The sequence below is a fragment of the Bacillus sp. GW823-FHT06A10 genome (genome assembly GCF_058795375.1).
The window spans coordinates 806,483-829,873 of the sequence record NZ_JBXAHT010000001.1 but is presented as its reverse complement, the minus strand read 5'-3'; the positions used below and the strand labels follow the sequence as shown (position 1 = coordinate 829,873).

Genomic DNA, 23,391 nt, shown 5'->3' with positions numbered 1-23,391 from the left:
AATCTCCCCTTCAATCTTATGTGAACAACTGTAAAGCTTTGTATGCAAAATGTATAGAATATCCTACTAAAATAATACCTGCTCCGGCTGTTATGTAGCCAAGCGCTTTTGGTTTTAATAAAGTTCTTCCAAAATGTACAGAAAAAGCAATATTTAAATTCCATAAAATAATACCAGCAATAATGCAAAGACTGTACAAAAAAGCTTCTTGTTTCGTTACCTTCGTAAGTAATGAGCTCAGTGTACTTCCGTATATACCAAACCAAAAAACAAGATTTAATGGATTGGATATCGCAATTAAAAACCCTGCCATAAACGATTGCTTAAGGCCACCTACCTCTTCTTTTTTATATTCCATATTCGATTCGAAAATTCCTTGTTTTACACTTTGAAATCCTAAATAAAATAACAAGAAAAAACCCGTGCAATACATGAAGGCTTGTACATATGTATACATAAACACAGAAGATAAACCGAAATAAATGAGAAGCATAAATAAAACATCTGCAGTCATTCCACCAATTCCAACAACCCAAGCGTGCCAAAACCCACGTTCAATTCCTCGTTTTAACATTTCAATATTAATCGGCCCTACTGGCGCAGCTAATGATATACCTAATACAATTTGCTGTATAATTGCTCCAATCATCGCTCTATCCTTTCTACTCTCTTTACTACTAGTTAATGATGTAATTTGAAAAAATAGACTAGCTTTCGTAATAAAATACCCTTTTTTATCCAAAATATACAAAAGAGCCATCTAGGTGATGGCTCTTACTTTTTTATCTTATGAAGAAAAGGGCATTTCCCTTTTATTGGTTCTACATCGTCTCCTATGAAATATTGTTTCCATTCACGATGCTCTGGGTCACCATAATGACTAATGTTAGGATGTTTCGGCAATTGATCCCACTTTTCAACTCGCTCACGGACCATTTGTCTTGAATATGCTCCTTTAGGACGATCTCCCTCTAATCCATCAAAAATAGTGCGTGGCTGAAACCCAATAACGAGAGCATTCCCTAAATGTCTAGTTTTTCGTTGTTTATAAGCTGGCGCATTTCCAAATGCGAATATTGGCTCACCACCAAATGAAAATTCCCATAAATAATGGTCTGGATCTTCAGGAATTTGCTTTGGCCATGCTTGATCATCGTTTTCATGCAAATACTGTAGCACTTTCCAAAAAGAATCGCGGTAATATTCGAGTGATTGTTCTTCACATTCCGGTTCTATAAAAAGGAAAAAGCCCCTTCTTACAATCGGCCTCTCTTTCATTAACTCTAAAAAAGATAACATTGTATGCGGCAAATGACTCCAATCATTATGAGAAAGAAATGAATAACGAAGTTCATTCTTTTTCAAAGCTGTTAAACCGAAATAACATGGAAAAGTTGGTTCTAACACGACACTTGAAAAAATCTCAAATTCTTTTGCAACCCAATCCGGTATGTCGGTTCTCGTTCTTATTCCTTCATTATCTAATAAATAAGACTTATTCATTCTTTCACCTCATTATGTATAGCATTCAATTAAGAATATTACATATTCGGCCTGTCCTATACCTATTTAAAAATTCGACTGAAAAATTATTTAAAAATACAAAAAATAAAATCGCTTACTTGACTAAATTCTCCCAATTCGTGTATATTTAAATTAATCATTTAGCAGAATATTCAAGAATATAGCATTTTTAGTTTATATTATTTTTCAAATGAATTTCACTAAATGAAAATAGTAAACGCTTTTAGGAGGAATTATAACATGCAAGGAAAAGTAAAATGGTTTAACAACGAAAAAGGTTTTGGATTTATCGAAATGGAAGGCGCTGACGATGTATTCGTACATTTCTCCGCTATTCAAGGAGACGGCTACAAAGCTTTAGAAGAAGGTCAAGAAGTATCTTTCGACATTACTGAAGGTAACCGTGGACCTCAAGCTGCTAACGTAGTAAAACTTTAATCCAACATATAACAGGAGGTTACCTTACTTGGTAACCTCCTTTATTATTCCTTTGTATATTTCCGTTTTACAGAGCAAAAACTATGTGAAATGCGCAATATACAAAGGAGGCAGTAACAATGGGATCAGAAGTAAATGATTTTGAAGAAGTAAAATTCCGTGTAGAAACAGCACAAAAAATGGTAGGATCAGCAACAATTTCAATGGATCCAGATACATTAGAGCATGCTACTACTGCAGTAGAAGCAGCTCGCTCACAGCTTGAAATTATGAAATCTGTTGCAGTAGATTTAGATGAACCATTTTTAATGAACGAGGAAAAGAAACTAAGCAAATGCGAGCAGCAATTAAACGAAGCAAAGCACTAAAAAACATCCAGAGAATTTTCTCTGGATGTTTTTTTATGACAACTGTTCTCCATACTTTTTCAATGTTTCTCCAACTGTACATTGTCTTATACAAAATGAATGAGCATAATACTTACTATTTGTCTTTCGATTATGTTCTCGCAAGAAACATCCTTCACAATATGTTTCTAATAAGTCATTTACCTCTGTAATGAGTTGCTTTTTATCCACCTTTGCACCTCTCTATTCGGTTATTTCTTTATGACTATCAATGACTGTCCCTTCTAATGCTTGCGTTGCTAATTGATGTGCTTCTTTATTTTGTTTTCTAGATATCGGTTCACATACAAGTTTTAATTTCATTTGCTTCGCCTTTTGTTCAATTTGATCTAAATAATGATTTAAATGCTCATCATAACAAGGCCATTCTCCGGCTAATTGCTGCAGTACCACTTGTGAATCTCCGCGAAGTGTAACTGCTTCATACTTAATCCCTAGTTCCTCGAGTATATTCATACCGTATAATAATGATGCATATTCCGCTTCATTATTATCATATATACCTTCTATATATGCATTGCGGCGAATGCGGTAGTTTGTATTTCCTTTTTTATAATACACACATATACCAACGCCAGCTTCTTTCGTTTGCACATCATACCCCCCATCAAAATAAACGAGTATTTCTTGGGGCTCTTCCTCTACTTGCTTACTTAACTTTTTCATCTCTTTTAATGACCATTCTGCGTCCATTTCATCGTAAAATAAAAGTTCCTTAGCTCTTCCTGTTTTCTCAAAATCCTCTGCAAATTGAAGTACTTCTTCTATGTTCATATACTCTGTTGTTAATTCCGTCTGCAATCCACGCTTCGTTTTATACAACCAATGAATTTTATATTTCATACTACATTCCCCTTATGTAAGACATCTTATATATATCCGGCTAATTGAAGCCTCACTTTATTTTATTATATTTTATCTAGAGTCACAGCATTATATTCAATATGATTACATACAAAAAGAGCTATCCCTATAGGAATAGCTCTTTCATCTATTACATAAATCTTTCAAATTGTACTCGCTTATTAATCCAGTACATTACAGGCATACCGATCGCCATGACAACAAATTCACCGATTGCACAAGTTAACCAAGACAACATAAATGGTAAACCCAATGCAAGATGAAGTTCAATTGCAATCATAAACATTGTAATCGTAAAGATAACTGTATTAAAAATCATACGAGCCCAAACACCTTTAATAAATCGCATAGAAATAATCGTTGCAACTAACGCAAGAATAGATTGCCCTACTCCAAATACTAAATCGTAAGCGATCATAGGTGAGAAAAAGAGATTCGTTAAAAATACACCTAATACAATTCCGTAAATTGCTTTCTTGTTAAATACAACGAGATGATTAAACATCTCTGAAATACGAAATTGTACATTCGTAAAGCCAAATGGCTGAATAAGCATAGAAACAGCAATATATAATGCCGCTAAAATACCATTACCGACTAAAGTTCTAATATTCATGACAAAATCTCCTTAGTTTTTTTACGTGGGATGGTTTCGAACCACGTTATTCGTTTTTTAAGCAACAAGATTATATTTTACGTGGTAGCCCCTCTTTCGTCAATAGATTCCTATCATAAACTACCTTTTTCCTTTTAGACAACGTATAATGAAACATATGAAAGATTTAGGAGGTTTCACTTCATGACAGCAACAATTCAAAATGAAAAAGTGATCGTTTCCATTTCTGACAAAGGTGCAGAATTACAGAGCGTTCGCTTAAAAGAAGACAACACAGAATATTTATGGCAAGGTGATTCTACTTATTGGGGACGCCGTGCACCAATTTTGTTCCCAATTGTCGGCCGATTAGTAGATAATACATACTACGTAGACGGTAAATCATATTCATTAACACAACACGGTTTCGCTCGTGATCTTACTTTCTCTGTGAAAGAACAAAGCGAAACAAAAATCACTTATATCGTTACTAGTAATGAAGAAACATTAAAAAAATACCCATACGAATTCGAACTACTCGTTTCTTATGAGCTAGATGGACAAATCGTTCATGTAACATATGAAGTAAACAATCCTACTTCAAAAGAGATGTTCTTCTCAATCGGAGCACATCCTGGCTTCAACTTCCCTTTATTGGACGGTGAATCATTTACAGATTATCATTTATCGTTTAATGGTTCGGAACGCTTAGAAACAAGCGTATTAGAAGGACCTTATCTTTCAAACAAAAAGCAATTAATCGCTGAAAATACAACTGAATTGCCACTTACATATGATTTATTCAAAAATGATGCGCTTATTTTTGAAAATATGAATACGAATGAAATTTCGATTCGTTCTCATAAACATAATAAATTTGTAACAGTAGAATTTGATGGCTTCCCATTTGTCGGCGTATGGACACCAGGGGATAACGCACCTTTCTTATGTATTGAACCTTGGTATGGAATCGCTGATGAAATAAATCCAACAAAAGATTTCAAGGACAAAAAGGGAATTCAATCGTTACAAGCGAATGAAACATTTACATGTTGTTATAGCATCACAATCGGATAACTACTCTATCCCCTACTTCAAAAAGCATTTAAGTAGGGGATAATCTTATAATTTGGAGGTTTCTCATTTTGATTGAAGTATATATTGATGGTGCATCAAAAGGAAATCCTGGTCCTTCTGGTGCAGGAGTGTTTATTAAAGGCGTTCAGCCGCCTGTACAATTATCATTACCACTTGGAACAATGTCCAATCATGAAGCAGAATACCGCGCTTTACTTCTAGCATTAAAATATTGCATCGAGCATAATTATAGCACTGTCTCTTTTCGTACAGATTCCCAGCTTGTCGAACGGGCTGTTGAAAAGGAATACGCAAAAAATAAAATATTTGCACCTCTTTTAGATGAAGCGCTGCAGTACATAAAAAACTTCGATCTCTTTTTTATTAAGTGGATTCCAAGTAGTCAAAATAAAGTAGCTGATGAATTAGCTAGAAAAGCTATCTTACAAAATTAACGGGGGTATGAGTGTGAAAAAAGAGTGGATTGCTCCTCTTACTTTATTATTTGTCTCTTTTATTTGGGGAGCTACGTTTGTTGTCGTTCAAAACGCTATGTCTTTCGTTGGTCCATTTACGTTTAATGGTATTCGCTTTTTATTCGCTGGAATTATTTTATTATTCGTTCAAATTATTTTCTCACAAAAAACTTCAAAACAAGATATAAAACATAGTAGCACGGCAGGGATAATCGTTGGTTTTTTCTTATTTGTCGGTTATTTATTGCAAACATTTGGCTTACTCTATACAACATCTTCAAAAGCAGGTTTCTTAACTGGGCTAAGCATTGTTATGGTCCCAATCTTATCATTTATCTTTTTAAAACAAAAAGCTACCATTTTCATCGTACTTGGTATTGCTGTAGCTACAACAGGTTTGTACTTATTAACAGCTGCTGATTCTTTCCAATTAAATATAGGAGATATACTTGTTCTCGGTTGTGCAGTCGCTTTCGCTGCCCATATTCTTATTAACGGCTTCTTTTCTAAAAAAATATCACCTTTATTATTAAGCACATCTCAAGTATTAGCTGTTGGTATATTTTCTTCTATTTGCGCTTTCTTGTTTGAAGATTGGGAAAAGTTATTTTCAGTATCACTATGGACGAATCAATCCTTTTTATTCGCACTCTTTCTAACTGCCCTGTTTGCAACATCTATTGCTTTTTTCATTCAAACATCGGCACAAAAACACACTTCTCCAACGAGAGTAGCAATTATTTTCGCAATGGAGCCCGTTTTTGCTGCCTTAACAGGCGTTCTCGTTGCAAATGAACAACTTTCTATTTCTGCTATTATCGGATGTCTATGTATTTTTCTAGGCATGATTTTTGTTGAATTACCTTCCAAAACAAAAAAAGAAGCGCAGGCTGCGTGAAGTTACGCTTGTAACTTCCGCATAAAAGCCTTAGCGCTTTTTTTATCTGTAATTTCTTCCTCTTTCAATCGTTCTAATAACGCAACGAAATAACTACCATCAAACTGCAATTGATGTTTAATTGTCGCTTCTATTGCTGCGTTCACAATCCCATCAGACGCACCAGTATATCCTTGTCCAAACATAATAAACCCCTGTGCTTCCTCTGATAATTTAAATCCTTTCGTATGTAAGAATGAAAGATAATCTTCTACTGTTTGCATGTTATTCCCACCTACTCAAAAATTCTCCATCTCCTATCATACATGTTTTTACACGCTATGAGAATGAAATTTCTTTGACAACTTTGTAAATCAATCTTCTACTTCGCTTACAATGGAGGATTTTCTAACAATCTGAAGGAATATGTAAAGTGGAACTTATTTCATATTAAAGGGGAGACACGATGAAACAAGCACTATTAATTATCGACGCTCAACAAGAATTAATTGATGGAAATGAGCAAGAAAATGAAGTTTTTCGTAAAACCGAGCTATTATCTACACTAAATATAGCACTGCAGAAAGCAATAGATTCAAATGCTCTTATTGTTTTCGTAAGAGATATCGATGTTGCTTCTGGTAGTGGCGAAGGATTTGAAGTACATAATCAAATTCAAGTACCCCAGTCTGCAATCCTTATTAATAAAGCAGCAACCAATTCATTCTACGGCACTTCTTTACTTGAACTTTTAAAAGAAGAAAACATTAATCATATTGTTATAGGCGGATGTAAAACAGAACATTGTATTGACACTGCCGTTAGGACAGCAACTGTACAAGGATTTGACGTTACATTAATTAAAAACGGTCATTCAACAACTGATTCTAACGTATTGTCTGCAGAGCAAATTATTGGTCATCACAATAAAACTTTACACGGTCATTATAACGTTGATAATTTTTCTATGGTGAGAGATATCGAGGAAGACCTCTTTCAGCCAACTCATGACCAATATCGTGATTAAATTAGCTCAAAAAAGAATCCTTCATTTAAAAGGATTCTTTCTTTATCCAAAAATTTGCGCCGCAATACTATATAGTTCACTATTTCTTTTTAATAACCAATTACTATTTTTTATCATAATTGGTGGTGTATTTACCTTTTTAAAACCAGCAACCTCTAATTCTTTCATAAATTCGTTCTTTCCTTCTGGTACATCCATTCTTAATTTTCCATTATGCCCTCTTGCAAAATCATGTACTATTCTCATTGCCATCGCATTATTTTTAGCAACGACTGGTCCTATTATTTTATTTTCTGGCGTTTGTATACTTATACCGTATCCTACTACATTTTCTTCCGTATCCTTTACAACGACACACTGCTCACTTTGCATAATTCTTTGTTTTAAAAACTCGTTTCGGCTTGTCCCAAATGCGCCTTCATCTATTTTTATTATTCCTTCTAAATCACCCTCTTTATAAACCATCATACATTCTTCATTTTCTGCACATTTATGATTCACATTGTACGAGTTACAAATATATTTAGAGACATAGCTTACTACCCTAAATCCTAATTTTTCATATAAGGGCTTCCCTTCATCCGTAGCAATAAGCATAATTGGAGTTTGAGCTGATACGCTACTCATGCATGAATTCGTTATCACCTTTCCAATTCCTCTTCCCTTATAATCTGGATGTACAATTACCATTCCGATAGATGCCAACGCCTCCCCGTATAATATTATTGCTGCGCTAGCAATAAGTTCCTTTCGCTCATTCCATACGCCGTATACAATACCTGAGTTAAAAACTGTATCAATTTCTTCTCTGTTATAATCCCAGCCAATATAAGAAGATAATGCTACAATATCGCCTATTTGTTCTTTACTAAGACGCTCCACCCTAATTTCCAATTCAATCATACTCCATCCCCTTATCTAGACATTTAAATCATTATTACTAAATCAACTTGTACATGTTTCCATTCATTTGTCACATACATATGTTATTTTGACCAAGACTATATTGTAAATGAGGTGACAACATGCCCATTACGAATCGATTTTCTACCACCACTAACGGCGCACTCGCTATTACTGGAAATACTTTAGGCTTAAGTAAAATTAGTAATCAAAACCGTGCTGGTACAATCGGGGCAATTGGTGCATTCGCAACTACGAATACTGCTTTACAAGTACCTACTTTTCCTGCTGGTACAACGTTAAACTATACACAAAATAGTTCTACCGCTATTTTAAATATCCCTGCTGGTAGTACTATTCTTTACGCAGAACTCGTTTGGGGTGGAAACTATTTATCTCGTGATCAAAACATTACGAGTGTATTAGGAAACCCAGTTTCTTTTACAACACCTGTTTCAACATACTCGATTACTCCTTCAGCTGTTACGGCTTCAAACCAAACATTCGTTTCAAACTCTATTACATTTGGCTTTTACACTCGTTCAGCAGACGTAACAACCCTTATTCAAGCGGGAGGTGCTGGTTCCTATACTACAGGCGCGGTTCCTGGACTTGTAGATCCTATAGATGCTTCTAATGGAACAATTAATTCGGCTGGATGGACGCTTATCGTCGCTTATCAAAACGGGACATTGCCAGCAAGAAACTTAACCATTTATGTAGCGGGTAACCGTGTTTCTGCTGATACCGGTAGTGCCGATGTAGCTGTTTCTGGATTTTTAACACCTTCAGGAGGACCTGTAAGCGGGAGATTATTTTTAAGTTCTATTGAAGGAGATGCAGATTTAATAGGGGATCAAGCATTATTTGGACCAAATTTCAGTTCATTAAATGCTTTATCTGGGCCAAATAATGCTGTAAATAATTTCTTCGGTTCTCAAGTTAATAATGCTGCAGGAAATTTAGATACAACTGGGACATTTGGAACTCGAAATCAAAGTGCTTCTACAGGTACAAACATCTCCGCTGGAAGACAGGGCTGGGATATTACTTCTATTGATATTTCTCCTTATTTAACAAACTCACAAGTATCCGCCGCAATCCGTTTAACTACTAACGGAGACGCATATATGTTGAATACAGTAGGCTTACAAATTAATATAAACTCACCAAATATACAAGCAACGAAAAGCGTAAATAAAAGTGTTGCTGCAATTGGAGATATTCTCACTTATACAGTTACTATCCCTAACACTGGACTTCTTCCTGCCAATAACGCTATTTTTATAGATAGTCTCCCTAACGGTACTTCTTTTATACCCGGCACTGTAACAGTAGATAACGTACCACAAACAAATGCAAATCCCGCGGCTGGTATATCACTTGGAACAATTAATAATGGTGCTTCTCGCACAGTAACTTTCCAAGCTACTGTCGTTTCTCTTCCAAGTCAAAATCCTATCTCTAACACTGCTAATATTACATTTCAATATACACCAATTGCCGGAGGAACAACTTTTAACGGTCTTGCAACAAGCAACTCTGCTGGAACACAAATTAACCTGGCAGATATTAATGGAACAAAATCAGTTAACAAACTTTTTACCGATATTGGTGAAACATTAACTTACAGTATTGCCCTAGCTAATATAGGAAATATCGCTGCAACAAATGTTATATATACGGACCCGATTCCTAGCGGGACTACTTTCATTCCAGGGAGTGTAACTGTGAACGGAGTTACTCAAGCTGGCGCAAATCCCGCTAATGGTATATCAATTGGATCAATTGCCGCAAATTCTACTACTACTATTTCATTTCAAGTATTCGTTCCTTCTATCCCCCAAACAAATCCAATATTAAATAGTGGTACAACAACATATCAATACATTCCTGTACCAAATCAACCTGCAGTAAGTGGGACTGATACGACCAATATCGTATCTACTCAAGTGAATAACGCCACTGTAACAATGGCAAAAGCAGTAGATAAAAATTTCGCAGATATTGGTGATACACTAACGTACACCGTTTCCTTTACAGGTACAGGTAATACAAATGCGAACAATGTTATTTTTACAGATATCATTCCTACTGGAACAACTTTTGTTCTAAACAGTTTAACAATAGATGGCACGACACAAGTGGGCGCAAATCCCGCTACCGGCGTGAACATTGGATCCATCCCAAGCGGCACAATAAAAAATGTTGTATTTCAAGTAGTAGTAAACACAATACCCGCGTCAAATGTCGTATCTAACGGATCAAGCGCTTCTTATCAATATACCGTCAACCCTAGCCAATCTCCCGTTACAAAAAACATTTCTTCTAATCTCGTTTCCACTCAAATTAACAATGCGAATTTAACATTAACAAAATCAACTAACAAACAATTTGCCACAATTGGCGAAACGATAAGTTATACAATCCTTATTACAAACAGTGGAAATGCAGCCGCTAATAACGTTCAACTAACAGATCCACTTCCAAACGGAACGATATTGACTCTTGGTACTGTAACACTAAACGGGGTTTTGCAGAATGTAGATTCTCTCGTTGCTTTACCTATCGGCACAATTCCTGGTGGAGCTACTTTTACCTTATCCTTTCAAGTAACAGTCATTAACATCACTGCCCAAAATCCTATCATTAATAACGCTTTCGCCTCTTATATTTACACTGTAAATCCAAGTTTGCTACCGACTTCAAAAACAGCAAATTCTAATTCTGTTACATCAACAATTAGACTAGCAAATCTCCACGTTAATAAATCTGTAGATAAAACGTTTGCGGAAGTTGGTGATGTATTAACTTACACCTTTGCCCTTACTAACGATGGAAATGTTGCAGCGAACAATATATTACTATCTGATTCAATTGCGAATGGAACCGCCTTTGTCCCAAACAGTGTTATAGTTAACAGTGTTACTCAGCCAGGCGTTACACCAGCTAGCATCAATATTGGTAACATCAATGCTAATACTACAATTACAGCTTCATTCCAAGTAGTAATAACTAGCATTCCAAATCCAAACCCTATTTCAAATAGCGCTTCCATCTCCTATAACTTTATCGTTGATCCAAACACTTCACCTGTAAGTAAGAACACTACTTCAACCACTACATTTACTCAAGTAAACGATGCAAATGTCATTTCAGCCAAAACAGTGGATCGAGCGTTCGCTACCGTAGGGGATATATTAACTTATACTGTTACTTTGACGAATGCAGGAAGTGTTTCTGCTGATAGCCCTACTTTCGTAGATACGAATCCAGACGGTACTACCTTTATTCCAAACACTTTTCTTATTAATGGTGTACTTCAAAATAACGCAGATCCAAATATAGGTGTTCCACTACCTTCCATTGCTGCTAATGGCTCACTTACTGCCTCTTATCAAGTAACCGTCACCTCTTTACCAACACAAAACCCAACATTAAATTCATCTAGTACACAGTATAGCTTTATTCTAAATCCGGGCGATCCACCAACTATAGAAACATCTGTAAGTAACACTGTAAGTACACAAATTAATTTAGCAAATGTAGTGATTGTCAAAGAAGTAGATTTAACTATCGCCGATGTCGGGCAACCAATCACATATACAATTTCTTTAGCTAATCTTGGCAATACTACAGCAAATAATGTTATCGTTACCGACATAATCCCTAATGGCACCACTATCGTACCAAATAGTATTTTTATAGGTGGTGCTTTACAACTAGGTGCAGACCCTAGTACCGGTCTTCAAGTCGGCTCCATTCCTTCGGGTGGTTTTACAACGATTGTTTTTCAAATAAGTGCAAATGGGCTACCTTCACCAAACCCAATTCAAAACAGCGCTTCACTTCAATATAGCTTTATCGCTGATCCAAACTTACCTGCTCTTGTTAGAAACACTGCTAGCAATATAGTAACTACACAAATTAATACTGCTAATATTGTTGCTACAAAACTAACGAGTACAAACTTCGCTGATATTGGTGATGTCATACTATATGCGACTATTTTAACGAATAACGGGAATATCCCTGCCGCTAATGTAACATTTACAGATATTATTCCAACGGGTACCCTCTTCATTCCTAATACTGTAACGATTAATAATGTCCCTATAGCTAATGCAAATCCTGCTAACGGCATTTCAATTGGTACGATAGGAGCGAATTCATCACGCACCGTTGCATTCCAAGTTTTTGTACCAACTATCCCTGCTGTAAACCCAATTACAAATCAATCAGGCACAACATTCCAATATACGTATGATCCATCCAAACCCGCTGTGATGCAGATGGTTGCTTCTAACACTGTACAGACAACTATTAATAACGCCTCAATTGCTGCTACTAAATCGGCAGATAAACAGTTTGCTAACGTAAATGATATTATTACGTACACGACTACTTTAACGAATAACGGGAACACACTTGCATCAAATGTAATATTTACAGATGTAATTCCAAACGGGACATCGTTCATTCCTAATAGTGTTACTGTAAACGGGAATACACTGCCTAATGTCAATCCAGCAAGCGGAATTGCAATCGACCCAATAAATCCGAATGCAAATACAATCATCTCATTCCAAGTACAAGTAAATTCTATCCCGAATCCAAATCCAATCCCGAACCAAAGCAATACAACGTACCAGTATGTCGTAGATCCTAACTTACCTCCAACATCCGCCAATACGTTAAGTAACGTAATAACAACTCAAATTAATAACGCTACTATTGTCGCTACGAAGTCTGTGAATACACCGACAGCTGCAATTGGTGATATTGTTACCTATACGATTGCAGTAACAAATACAGGTAATATCCCTGCTAGTGCAACTGTTTTAACAGATGGGCTTGGCGCAGGAGCTTCATTTATCCAAAACTCCGTAACTATCAATAATGTTCCACAACCAGGATTAGATCCATCACTTGGTGTTCACTTGGCAGATATTTCGCCAGGAGATACTGTATTCATTACTTTTCAAGCACAAATTTTAGCGATACCACCTAGTGGCACATTAACAAATAATGCTCTTGTAAATTATGAATATACCGTGAATCCAAACCAATCTCCTGCTGTTGGTAGTACAATTACGAATACGACGGTTACTCCAATTATTGATGCTACTCTTTCTATAAATAAAACTGTCAATTCAACATTCGCTACTATTGGAGATACACTTACTTTCACTTCTACCATTACTAATTCCGGTAATACTACCGCAAACAATGTCATTTTTACAGATGTAATTCCAAATGGTACAACGTTTATTCCAAATAGTTTTACGGTAAATGGAACAACTATTCCTAATGCAAATCCACAAAATGGTATCAATATTAGCAACATAAATTCAAATACATCCGTTATACTCAGTTTTCAAGTAAACATTACAACGATTCCAAATCCTAATCCAATCCCTAACAAATCATCGCTTCAATATAGCTTTATTGTAGATATAAATGAACCGCCAGTTTCACGAACAGTTCAATCTAATAAAACTTTTACACAAGTAAATACTGCTTCTGTTATCGCAACAAAAACTGCAAGCAGTGCTTTTGCTGCTGTTGGAGATACAATTACGTATACAACTACCCTCACCAATAGCGGAAATACTACCGCAAACACACCTGTTTTTATCGATATATTACCACCTGAACTTTCATTCGTTCCTGATAGCGTACAAATTAATACCATCCCACAACTTGGATTTAGACCAGATAGCGGGATCTCTTTAGACTCAATTCCAGTTGGAGGAACGACAACAATTAGCTTTCAAGCTATCGTTGGCTCAATACCAGCTACCAATCCAACTTTGAACCAATCTAGCACAACATACTTGATCATTGTTGATCCTACCCAGCCGCCCGTGACAGAAACAGCTACAAGTAATCCAACTTTAGTTCAAATTAACGAAGCGATTATTCAAGCAACGAAAAGTGTGGATCGACTATTTTCTGACATAGCACCTGGAAATTCATTTTTAACGTATACAGTTTTATTAGAAAATGTAGGGAACACAACTGCTACGAATATCATTTTTACAGATCCAATTCCAAATAATACAGTGTTTATAGAGGATAGCGTTCGAGTAGGCGGGGTTTTATTACCTGGAGTAAATCCAGCGAATGGGATACCGATTGGGGATATTATTGCTGGAGATTTTATAAACGTTACCTTCCGTGTGCAAGTAGTTAGCATTCCAAATCCAATTTTCACCATTGGACCAGGCGGACCAAACTCACCGGTTGTAAACAGCGCTTCCATTAATTATCAATTTATGACAGGTCCAAACTTACCACTCGTTTCAAGAAGTACGACGTCCAATCCGGTTTCGACACAAATAAATTCTGGGGAAATTGTAGCAATCAAATCTGTAAATAAAACTTTCGCAACAATTGGCGATACAATTTCTTATACAATTACATTAAGTAACCCTGGAAATGTCACTTCACAAAATTTAACTTTTACGGATACTTTACCTGATGGAACGACATTCATATCTGGCACTCTTACAAACGATTCTGGTACACAGCAAATCGGAAATCCAGCTAACGGAATTCAGATTGGAAATATAAACCCAAATGGAACGGCCGTGATTACTCTTAACGTACTTGTTACAAACATTCCAAGTATAAATCCAATTTCTAATTCTAGCTCTGTACAATTTGCACATGTGGTCGATCCTAGCCAACCTGCCGTATCACAAACGAATGTATCTAATACGGTTTCGACAACTATTAATAGTGCAATTTTAACAACAAAAAAGAGTGCTGATAAATCTATAGTTTCAGTTGGAGATACGATTACGTATACAACTACTATTAGAAATACCGGAAATACAGCCGCAACGAATATTACTTTCACAAGCGCTATTCCAGCTAACACTACCTTTATACCAAATTCAGTCACAATAAATGGCGTTCAGCAGTCTGGTGCGCAACCAGCACTTGGAGTAAATATACCAAATATCGCTCCTGGTGAAACGGTAACTGTTACTTTCCAAGTAAATGTTATTTCCGTTTCCCCTTCCAGTTCAATTATGGGTAATGACACAATTTTATATTCTTATACTGTTGATCCAAACAGCGCTCCTGCTACTACCTCTACTTCAACGAATATTGCTACAAATCCTGTATTAGATGCTATGATAACGATGGTAAAATCGGTCGATCAAACACTTGTAACACTAGGCGATACCATTACCTATACGACAATTTTAACGAATAACGGCAATACAAATACAACGAATATTACTTTCACTGATCTTATACCAGATGGCACAACATTTATTACTGACAGCGTTACAATAAATGGAATCACACAAATTGGATTGAATCCTAATACAGGCATAACGATTGGATCAATTGCCCCTAACAGCTCAATATCTATAGCATTTCAGGTGACCGCTACTTCTACCCCTGTTCAAAATCCTATTGCCAATTCCGCTACTGCTTCTTACACATTTATCGCTGATCCAAATGCACCGATTGTTTCAAGAAATGTTACTTCAAACACAACGTTTACTACAATTAATACTGCTACCATTCTTTCATCGAAACAAGTTGATAAAGCTTTTAGCCACATCGGAGATACACTCACTTATACTGTCACTTTAACAAACAATGGAAATTCCTCCGCACAAAATGTTATTTTCACAGATGCTATGTCGAGCGGAACGAAATTTATTACAAATTCATTTTCTATTAATGGAATTCCTCAAAGTGGTGCAGATCCAACAAACGGTGTAAATATTGGGCCGATAACAGCTGGGGCTACAGTAACTGTTTCATTCCAAGTAAATGTGACCTCATTACCAACCCAAAACCCAATTGTAAATTTCTCATCAACATCGTACCAATTAGTCTCACCACCTGATGCAGAAACTTCAATTAGTAATCCTGTTTCAACACAAATTAAAGAAGCAATATTATCTATGACGAAAAATGAAAGTGTATCCTTTGCAGATATCGGGCAAACTGCTTTTTATACTACTTCTATTACCAATATAGGCAATACCGATGCAACTAATATAGTATTCACAGATGCATTACCAAGTGGACTCACATTTGTTCCTAACACATTAACGGTCGATGGCGTTTTACAACCGAATGCGAATCCAAATACAGGCGTATTACTTGCAACACTTCCACCAAATGAAATATATAGCATCGTCTTTCAAGTTACAGTAAACAACATTCCCCCTAGTAACCCAGCACCAAATATAGCATCAACGACGTATGAATTTACTGTTGATCCTGTTAATCCTCCCGTTTCAAGTGCAGCTACTTCCAACACTACACTCCTTCAAATAAATAACGCAACTATTATTAGCACCAAAACAGCAAATCTTACTTTTGCGGATGTTGGTAATACAATAACATTTACACTGAACCTTCCTAATACCGGGAATGTGACCGCAACTGATGTAACTATTATCGATATTCTTGATAATAATTTAAGTTTCGTTCCAAATAGTTTCACAGCTAATGGGCAAACCATTCCAAACGCTGATTTATCAACTGGTGTAAATATTGGTTCCATTAATGGTGGTAATACGGCAATCGTTACATTCCAAGCAACTGTTATTACGCTTCCAACACTTAATCCCATTTCTAACTCTGCTTCTACCACATATCATTATGTCGTTGATCCTAGCCAGCCACCTATTACAACTTCCAATCAATCTAATACAACGACAACACAAATTAATAGCGCTATCCTTACTGCACAAAAAAATTCAAATGTATCTACGGTAGATATCGGGCAGGATATTACCTACACCGTTACAATTACAAATAGCGGAAATGTGAGTGCAACGAATGTTATTTTTACCGACCTTATTCCAGACGGAACTTCCTTTGAACCGAATAGCTTTACACTGAACGGAACTAGCATCCCAAATGCAGATATCATTACAGGCGTTCCAATCGGTGATATCGCGCCAAACGAATCTGTCATCGTAGCATTTCACATTATCGCCAATGAAATTCCACCTATAAATCCAATTACTAATCAAGCTAGCGTTAGCTTTCAACATATCGTTAATCCAGCTAATCCTCCAGTTTCAAAAAATATTATTTCTAACAACGTTACAACAAAAATTGAAAGTGCTATTTTAAATACTATTAAAATAGGAGATAAAACTTTTGCAACGATTGGTGATACGATTACGTATACAACGACTATTACGAACACAGGCAATATTCCTGCTAACAACGCTATATTCTCAGACCCTTTACCATCGTGGACACAATTTGTTGCAGGATCAGTTATTGTTGATGGCACTCCATTACCATCCGCTTCGATTATTAACGGTGTTGGCATAAATACAATCAATCCAAATCAAACTGTTACAATCATATTCCAAGTACAAATCGTAAGTAATCCAACAACGTTCACACCTGAACTCCAAAACTTAGGATTTGTTAACTTCCAATATAACGTAGGCAATGCATTACTGGCTCAGCCTGGCAATGTGGAAACGAATGTCTTCGTTACTTCTATTAATACAGCCATACTTTCAGCTGTAAAAACTGCTAATACAGCCTTTGCAAATATTGGAGATACGATCACTTATACAGTTTCGATTCAAAATAACGGCAATACAAACGCTACGAATGTAAATTTCTCAGACCCAGTTCCAACTGGAACGACCTTTGTTGAAAATAGTTTTGCTGTAAATGGAAATACCATTCCAGGCGCAAATCCAAATAACGGAGTTAATATCGAAACAGTTAGCGCAGGTAGTTCCTTAACCGTTACTTTCCAAGTCATAGTTACATCAACTCCACCTTCAAATCCGATTACAAACGTAGCATCTATTCAATACGCATTCATCGTTGATCCGACCTCTCCTCCTGTTACAGGCACAATAAATTCTAATAGCGCTTCAACACAAATTAATAACGCGACTGTTACAACTGTTTTACAAGCAAATCGTTCAATTGTATCTATCGGGGATATAATTACGTATACAGCAACATTAACGAATACTGGAAACTTCCCTGCAAACTCTGTATTACTCATTAACGGAGTTCCTGAAGGAGCATTATTTGTTCCAAATAGTGTTACGCTCAACGGGATTTCACTTCCAGATGCAAGTCCAACTCTCGGTATTCCAGTTGGTATTATCGCACCAGGTGATTCCGCTACTATTACGTTCCAATTTCTTGCAAGTTCTATTCCACCGCAAGGAGCGATTATAAATCAAGCACTTACAAGTTACACGTATATTGTCGATCCAAATCAACCTCCTGTTACAGCAACATCCTCGTCTAATACGGTTAATACAGCTGTTGTTGATGCATCGTTATCCGTAATTAAAAGTACAGATTCTCTCGTACAATCTACTGACGGTACAATCACTTACACAGTAGTCGTTCAAAACAACGGAAATACTACTGCAAATACAGTTACTTTAACAGATTTGGTCCCAGAAGGAACTGCATTTATTCCGAATAGCGTAACTATTAATAGTGTTTCTGTTCCAGGTGCCAATCCTAACGTGGGAATACCATTAAACTCCATCGCACCGTCAGACAACGTCACTGTAACATTCCAAGTTATCGTTCAATCTATTCCAAGCGTGAACCCAATTTCTAATACAGCCCGTATTGACTATACTTTTATCGCCGATCCAACTGCCCCTATCATCTCTCGAACAATTACGTCTAATCCTGCTTTCACACAAATTTCGGATGCGACTATCCTTTCTTTAAAAGGAGTCAATTCACAACAAGCAACAACAGGTGATATTTTGACTTACACAATAACACTAGAAAATACCGGAAATATTCCAGCTACTAATCTCATATTTTCAGATACTATCCCCAAAAATACTACATTCGTAGAAAATAGTTTTACACTTAACGGAACAACTATACTTGGTGCTAATCCAAATGTAGGTGTTACTTTACCTACCCTAGCAGCAAACGCTACTCATCTTATTTCGTTCCAAATTCTTATTAACGATTCATTCTCGCAAGAATCGATTACAAATCAATCCAATACAACATATACAATCCAACCAGACCCAGGGCAACCGCCTATTACTGAAACATCTACTAGTAATATCGTCATTACAAATTTCGTGCAAGCACAATTGACAATTACTAAAACATCCAATCCAACAACTGTAGATATCGGTGGAACTATACTTTATATTTCTGAAGTGAAAAATATCGGTAATGTTGACGCAATAAATATTAATTTCACAGATTCTATTCCAGCTGGGACTACATTCGTTCCCGATAGTGTCACAATTAACGGTGTCCTTCAGCCAGGTGTAAATCCTGAAAACGGAATACCGATTGGAACAATTCCAGCAAACAGTTCCAAAACGATACTATTTCAAGTGCAAACAAATAATCCACCTACTGAAACCGAAATTGCAAATCAATCTTCAGCAACTTACCAATATGTAAGTATTCCTACAGCCCCACCAGTAAATCGCTCTGCAAATTCTAACATTGTTACAACATCACTTCAAAATGCAAATATTATTTCTGTTAAAAGCGCGGATGTAAATTTCATATCAATCGGGCAAATTATTACCTACACAAATACACTACAAAATATAGGAACCGTTCCGGCTAACAATACCGTGTTCATTGATAACATTCCAGAAGGTACTATATTCATTGAAGATAGCTTAGCAATAAATAATGTAACTCAGCCTGGCGCTAATCCTGAAAACGGAGTAACTCTCGGCACGATACAACCAAATGAAACAGTCACTATTTCATTCCAAGTACAACTTACAAATATACCAGAGGGCAATACAGTCATTAATATTTCAGACACTTCGTACGAATACCAAATTGACCCTAGTTCTCCAATTATTCAGCGTAGATCGTTATCAAATGCAGTAAATACTGAAGTACGGACAGCAAATGTTAGTGCCATTAAATCCGCCAATAGATCCATTACACGTATCGGTCAAATCATCACATATACAGTCGCAGTTACAAACGCCGGTACAATACCTATTACAAATACTCTCCTACTTGACGCAATTGCTTCTGGCACCACATTCGTTCCAAATAGCATTCTTGTAGATGGCGTACCAAGACCTAACGAAAATCCAATTACCGGTATCAATCTTGATATAACTCTTCCAAATAATACGATTATTGTTACGTTCCAAGTAAGCGTAGTCTCTATACCGCCACAAAATAACATTAATAATATCGCCGTCATTCACTATGAGTATCGACCAGACCCAAGCGGACCACCAATTTCAGAAACAACCTCTTCCAATAGTACAAATATACAATTTATTGATGCTATTCTTATTGCTACAAAATCCGCTAATACTGTATTAGCTAACATTGATGAAACCATTGAATATACAGTATTCATTCAAAATAATGGATCGACTACAACTAACTCCATCTTTTTTACAGATACTATAGCGGATGGAACAGTATTTATTCCAGGAAGTGTAATAGTTAACAATACTGTACTTCCTGCAGCAGATCCGAATATCGGCTTTTCCATTCCTAATATTGCGTCAGGTCAAATGGCTACAATAACATTCCAAGTTTCCGTTACGAATTTACCTGCTGTAAATCCAACACCTAATACTGCAAACATCGTCTACGACTTTATTTTCAATCCTGACTTTGCACCAATTCAAAAATCTACTACTTCCAATACTACTTTCGTTCAAATTAATGATGCTGATATCGTTTCACTTAAAACTGTTGATTTAACCTCTGTAACGATTGGTGACATTTTAACTTATACAACAACTTTAACGAATACAGGGAATACGGATGCCACTGCTGTTGTATTTACAGACAATATTCCTGATGGAACAACCTTTATTGACGGTAGCGTTTTAGTAAATAACATTCCTCAGCTTAACGCCAATCCAAGTGCAGGTATACTTGTAGGAACGATTGCTCCTAATATTTCTATTCCAGTCACATTTTCTGTTACCGTCGTAGCTCTTCCTGCTAGCGGCCATGTTCAAAATCAATCAACTGCTCGTTATACAATAAACGTGGAACAACAAATATCGACTAGCAATATTACCTTCACTGAAGTTATTTCTGCTAATGTAATTGCGACAAAAACAACGCCTATCCAATATGCTGACTTACAAACTATCATCCCTTATACAATTTCCATCATAAATAACGGAAATATACAAGTCGAAAACATTATTGCTACAGATATCATCCCAGTAAATACGAGCTTTATAGAGAATAGTGTTATCGTGAACGGCAACGCTCGGCCAAATGACAACCCCCTTAACGGTATACAAATTGATAACATTCCGCCTAATACGACAGCAACTATTCTATTCCAAGTACGGGTTACTTCGATTCCACAAACAAATCCAATTTCTAACACGAGTACAATTAAATATGAATACACGGCACCAGATCGACCACCTATTACCGAAACTATTATTTCATCAGCTGCCGCAACAGAAATTAATCACGCGAATTTGAATAGTAATAAAGCTGTTGACCTTGCCTTTGCAACGGTTGGTGATACGTTAACGTATACGATTACACTAAATCAAACCGGTAATGTTGCAATAAATGATGTGATCATTCAAGATATTATTCCTCAAGGTACTACGTTTATAGAAAATAGCGTCATTGTAAACGGAGAAACTCTTCCAGGAGCGAATCCAGTAAGCGGCATACCACTTGGTACTATAACTATTGATGGAAATGCTATCGTTTCATTCCAAGTAACTGTGACTTCTATTCCAACACCAAATGAACTAAACAACAACGCAATTACTACTTTTAACTATATAGTCAACCCAAATAACGTACCTGTTACAAATACGACTACAACAAATACCGTCACAACTACTGTCCAAAATGATAATGTCATTGCCATAAAATCTGTTGATGTAACGAATGCCTTACCTGGTCAAACTTTAACGTATACAATTACGATTACGAATAGCGGTAATGTAACGATTGAAGACCTTCTTGCCATAGACGCCGTACCAATAGATACGACTTTTGTTGCTGGTAGTGTTACGATTAACGGAATCAATCAGCCTAATGAGAACCCTGAAAATGGTATTACGTTAGGAAATCTTGCTCCTAATGAATTTGTTATTATTACGTTCCAAGTGACAATATCTTCTTCTACTCTTCAATCTACAATTAATAATGATGCTTCTGTTTCCTATACCGTTATCATTGATCCAACAAAACCACCTATTACAATTACAAAACAAACAAATACCGTTACAACGACAGTTATTGATCCGATGGTTCGCATTGAAAAAACAGCTGACAAATCTATTGTCGTTATAGGAGATATCATTACATTCACATTAGCGGTATTCAATCATTCCCCAATTCCGACAATCAGTACTTCTGTTATAGACACAATTCCAGCTGGTACAACATTGATAGAAAACAGCGTAACCATTAACGGTACTCCCGTTCCAAATGTTCGTCCAGACACTGGTATTAATATTGGTTCTTTATCTGCAGGTACAGTAGCAACTATAACATTTCAAGTCCTCGTAACTTCTATTCCTTCAAACAGTACAATTATAAATTCTGCAACAGTTACCGCTGCCTTTCAATTGACACCACAGGATCCAATTATTACTTTCATTGTTAATTCAAATATCGTTCGTATACCAGTTCAATTTATAACTACAACAGTCACGAAAAATGCTTCCGTCAGCTCTGCTTATTTAAATCAATATTTTGATTACACGGTGCGCATTACGAATACTTCCAAAATTGCACTCTCAAATATTTCATTACAAGATACTATTCCAGCAGGTTTACAATTTATAAACGGCACTGTCTTTATTAACAGTGAACGCTCTCCACTAGCGAATCCGAATATTGGTTTCCTAGTCGCTACTAATTTGGAACCAAACGAAACAATTATCGTGTTATTCACAGTACAAGTAATAAGTCCACCTGTTAATAATGAATTTAAAAATACGGCCAATATTTCGTTACAACTTCAAGTCTCACCTACCGACCCACCAATTACAGTAACCGTTACAAGTAACGAAAACATCGTCACCTTTGTTCCAGAAAATCCAGATGAAACACTTCCAAATTTAAATTGCTTCTTTGACGGTGAGCGCTTCATTCGTATTACTCCTCGAAATGTACGAAATTACCTTTGGACTTGGATTTGGTGGAAGTAATTGAAACAAAAAAGAGATTGTAGTTTGGTTGAAACCAAATTACAATCT

General features: G+C 36.3%; 14 protein-coding genes and 1 riboswitch. Of the genes, 7 read left to right on the top strand and 7 right to left on the bottom strand.

Features of this window, described 5'->3' with window-relative positions; all coding sequences use genetic code 11:
• Window positions 1-16: 16 nt before the first annotated feature.
• Both AC1Q8M_RS04340 and AC1Q8M_RS04335 read right to left on the bottom strand, forming a co-directional pair.
• Complete coding sequence (locus AC1Q8M_RS04340) at window positions 17-760, bottom strand: LysE family transporter (protein ID WP_141549509.1); 744 nt, start codon at window positions 758-760, stop codon at window positions 17-19.
• Window positions 761-774: 14 nt separating this feature from the next.
• A complete protein-coding gene (locus AC1Q8M_RS04335) occupies window positions 775-1,503 on the bottom strand; it encodes a YqcI/YcgG family protein (RefSeq protein ID WP_061660303.1) in 729 nt (242 codons plus the stop codon).
• Between the two features lie 261 nt (window positions 1,504-1,764).
• On the opposite strand from AC1Q8M_RS04335, the gene cspB reads away from it, so the two are divergent.
• Window positions 1,765-1,962, top strand: a complete 198-nt coding sequence (cspB, locus tag AC1Q8M_RS04330; protein WP_001161731.1) for a cold shock-like protein CspB — start codon at window positions 1,765-1,767, stop codon at window positions 1,960-1,962.
• A 119-nt stretch (window positions 1,963-2,081) separates the two neighbouring features.
• A complete protein-coding gene (locus AC1Q8M_RS04325) occupies window positions 2,082-2,330 on the top strand; it encodes a DUF2564 family protein (protein WP_000534400.1) in 249 nt (82 codons plus the stop codon).
• 33 nt (window positions 2,331-2,363) lie between these two features.
• On the opposite strand, the gene AC1Q8M_RS04320 is transcribed toward AC1Q8M_RS04325, so the two are convergent.
• The 3 genes from AC1Q8M_RS04320 to AC1Q8M_RS04310 form a co-directional block, all read right to left on the bottom strand.
• A complete protein-coding gene (locus tag AC1Q8M_RS04320; RefSeq protein WP_000358801.1) occupies window positions 2,364-2,540 on the bottom strand; it encodes a zinc-finger domain-containing protein in 177 nt (58 codons plus the stop codon).
• 12 nt (window positions 2,541-2,552) lie between these two features.
• Complete coding sequence (locus AC1Q8M_RS04315; protein ID WP_000875548.1) at window positions 2,553-3,212, bottom strand: ribonuclease H family protein; 660 nt, start codon at window positions 3,210-3,212, stop codon at window positions 2,553-2,555.
• Between the two features lie 151 nt (window positions 3,213-3,363).
• Window positions 3,364-3,849 (bottom strand): QueT transporter family protein, encoded by a 486-nt coding sequence (locus AC1Q8M_RS04310; protein WP_001026474.1) that lies wholly within the window; start codon window positions 3,847-3,849, stop codon window positions 3,364-3,366.
• 6 nt (window positions 3,850-3,855) lie between these two features.
• A riboswitch (PreQ1 riboswitch) is annotated at window positions 3,856-3,900 on the bottom strand.
• Window positions 3,901-4,032: 132 nt separating this feature from the next.
• Between AC1Q8M_RS04310 and AC1Q8M_RS04305 the strand changes: the two genes are divergently transcribed.
• From AC1Q8M_RS04305 to AC1Q8M_RS04295, 3 genes are all read left to right on the top strand, one after another.
• Window positions 4,033-4,905, top strand: a complete 873-nt coding sequence (locus AC1Q8M_RS04305; protein ID WP_098855595.1) for an aldose 1-epimerase family protein — start codon at window positions 4,033-4,035, stop codon at window positions 4,903-4,905.
• A 68-nt stretch (window positions 4,906-4,973) separates the two neighbouring features.
• Window positions 4,974-5,360, top strand: coding sequence for a reverse transcriptase-like protein (locus AC1Q8M_RS04300; RefSeq protein WP_000573877.1), 387 nt, complete (start codon window positions 4,974-4,976; stop codon window positions 5,358-5,360).
• 13 nt (window positions 5,361-5,373) lie between these two features.
• A complete protein-coding gene (locus tag AC1Q8M_RS04295; protein ID WP_141533049.1) occupies window positions 5,374-6,279 on the top strand; it encodes a DMT family transporter in 906 nt (301 codons plus the stop codon).
• Window positions 6,280-6,281: 2 nt separating this feature from the next.
• On the opposite strand, the gene AC1Q8M_RS04290 is transcribed toward AC1Q8M_RS04295, so the two are convergent.
• On the bottom strand, window positions 6,282-6,542 hold the full coding sequence (locus AC1Q8M_RS04290) for a DUF6123 family protein (RefSeq protein ID WP_001195212.1): 261 nt from the start codon (window positions 6,540-6,542) through the stop codon (window positions 6,282-6,284).
• Window positions 6,543-6,724: 182 nt separating this feature from the next.
• Here AC1Q8M_RS04290 and AC1Q8M_RS04285 point away from each other — a divergent pair, with 182 nt between their 5' ends.
• The gene (locus tag AC1Q8M_RS04285) at window positions 6,725-7,285 is read left to right on the top strand and encodes a cysteine hydrolase family protein (protein ID WP_000806323.1); all 561 of its coding nucleotides are present in this window, start codon (window positions 6,725-6,727) and stop codon (window positions 7,283-7,285) included.
• Window positions 7,286-7,327: 42 nt separating this feature from the next.
• Here the strand turns inward: AC1Q8M_RS04285 and AC1Q8M_RS04280 are convergent, their stop codons facing one another.
• Window positions 7,328-8,188: a GNAT family N-acetyltransferase gene (locus AC1Q8M_RS04280; protein WP_098360893.1), complete on the bottom strand. Its 861-nt coding sequence runs from the start codon at window positions 8,186-8,188 to the stop codon at window positions 7,328-7,330.
• A gap of 122 nt (window positions 8,189-8,310) precedes the next feature.
• Here AC1Q8M_RS04280 and AC1Q8M_RS04275 point away from each other — a divergent pair, with 122 nt between their 5' ends.
• A complete protein-coding gene (locus AC1Q8M_RS04275; protein ID WP_492334118.1) occupies window positions 8,311-23,343 on the top strand; it encodes a cell surface protein in 15,033 nt (5,010 codons plus the stop codon).
• Window positions 23,344-23,391 lie beyond the last annotated feature (48 nt).

What these genes read in the sequence shown, in the direction of transcription:
- AC1Q8M_RS04340 (WP_141549509.1), bottom strand. Translation starts at nt 760, where the DNA reads ATGGCTCTTTTGTATATTTTGGATAAAAAAGGGTATTTTATTACGAAA.
- AC1Q8M_RS04335 (WP_061660303.1), bottom strand. Translation starts at nt 1,503, where the DNA reads ATGAATAAGTCTTATTTATTAGATAATGAAGGAATAAGAACGAGAACC.
- cspB (WP_001161731.1), top strand. Translation starts at nt 1,765, where the DNA reads ATGCAAGGAAAAGTAAAATGGTTTAACAACGAAAAAGGTTTTGGATTT.
- AC1Q8M_RS04325 (WP_000534400.1), top strand. Translation starts at nt 2,082, where the DNA reads ATGGGATCAGAAGTAAATGATTTTGAAGAAGTAAAATTCCGTGTAGAA.
- AC1Q8M_RS04315 (WP_000875548.1), bottom strand. Translation starts at nt 3,212, where the DNA reads ATGAAATATAAAATTCATTGGTTGTATAAAACGAAGCGTGGATTGCAG.
- AC1Q8M_RS04310 (WP_001026474.1), bottom strand. Translation starts at nt 3,849, where the DNA reads ATGAATATTAGAACTTTAGTCGGTAATGGTATTTTAGCGGCATTATAT.
- AC1Q8M_RS04305 (WP_098855595.1), top strand. Translation starts at nt 4,033, where the DNA reads ATGACAGCAACAATTCAAAATGAAAAAGTGATCGTTTCCATTTCTGAC.
- AC1Q8M_RS04290 (WP_001195212.1), bottom strand. Translation starts at nt 6,542, where the DNA reads ATGCAAACAGTAGAAGATTATCTTTCATTCTTACATACGAAAGGATTT.
- AC1Q8M_RS04285 (WP_000806323.1), top strand. Translation starts at nt 6,725, where the DNA reads ATGAAACAAGCACTATTAATTATCGACGCTCAACAAGAATTAATTGAT.
- AC1Q8M_RS04280 (WP_098360893.1), bottom strand. Translation starts at nt 8,188, where the DNA reads ATGATTGAATTGGAAATTAGGGTGGAGCGTCTTAGTAAAGAACAAATA.
- AC1Q8M_RS04275 (WP_492334118.1), top strand. Translation starts at nt 8,311, where the DNA reads ATGCCCATTACGAATCGATTTTCTACCACCACTAACGGCGCACTCGCT.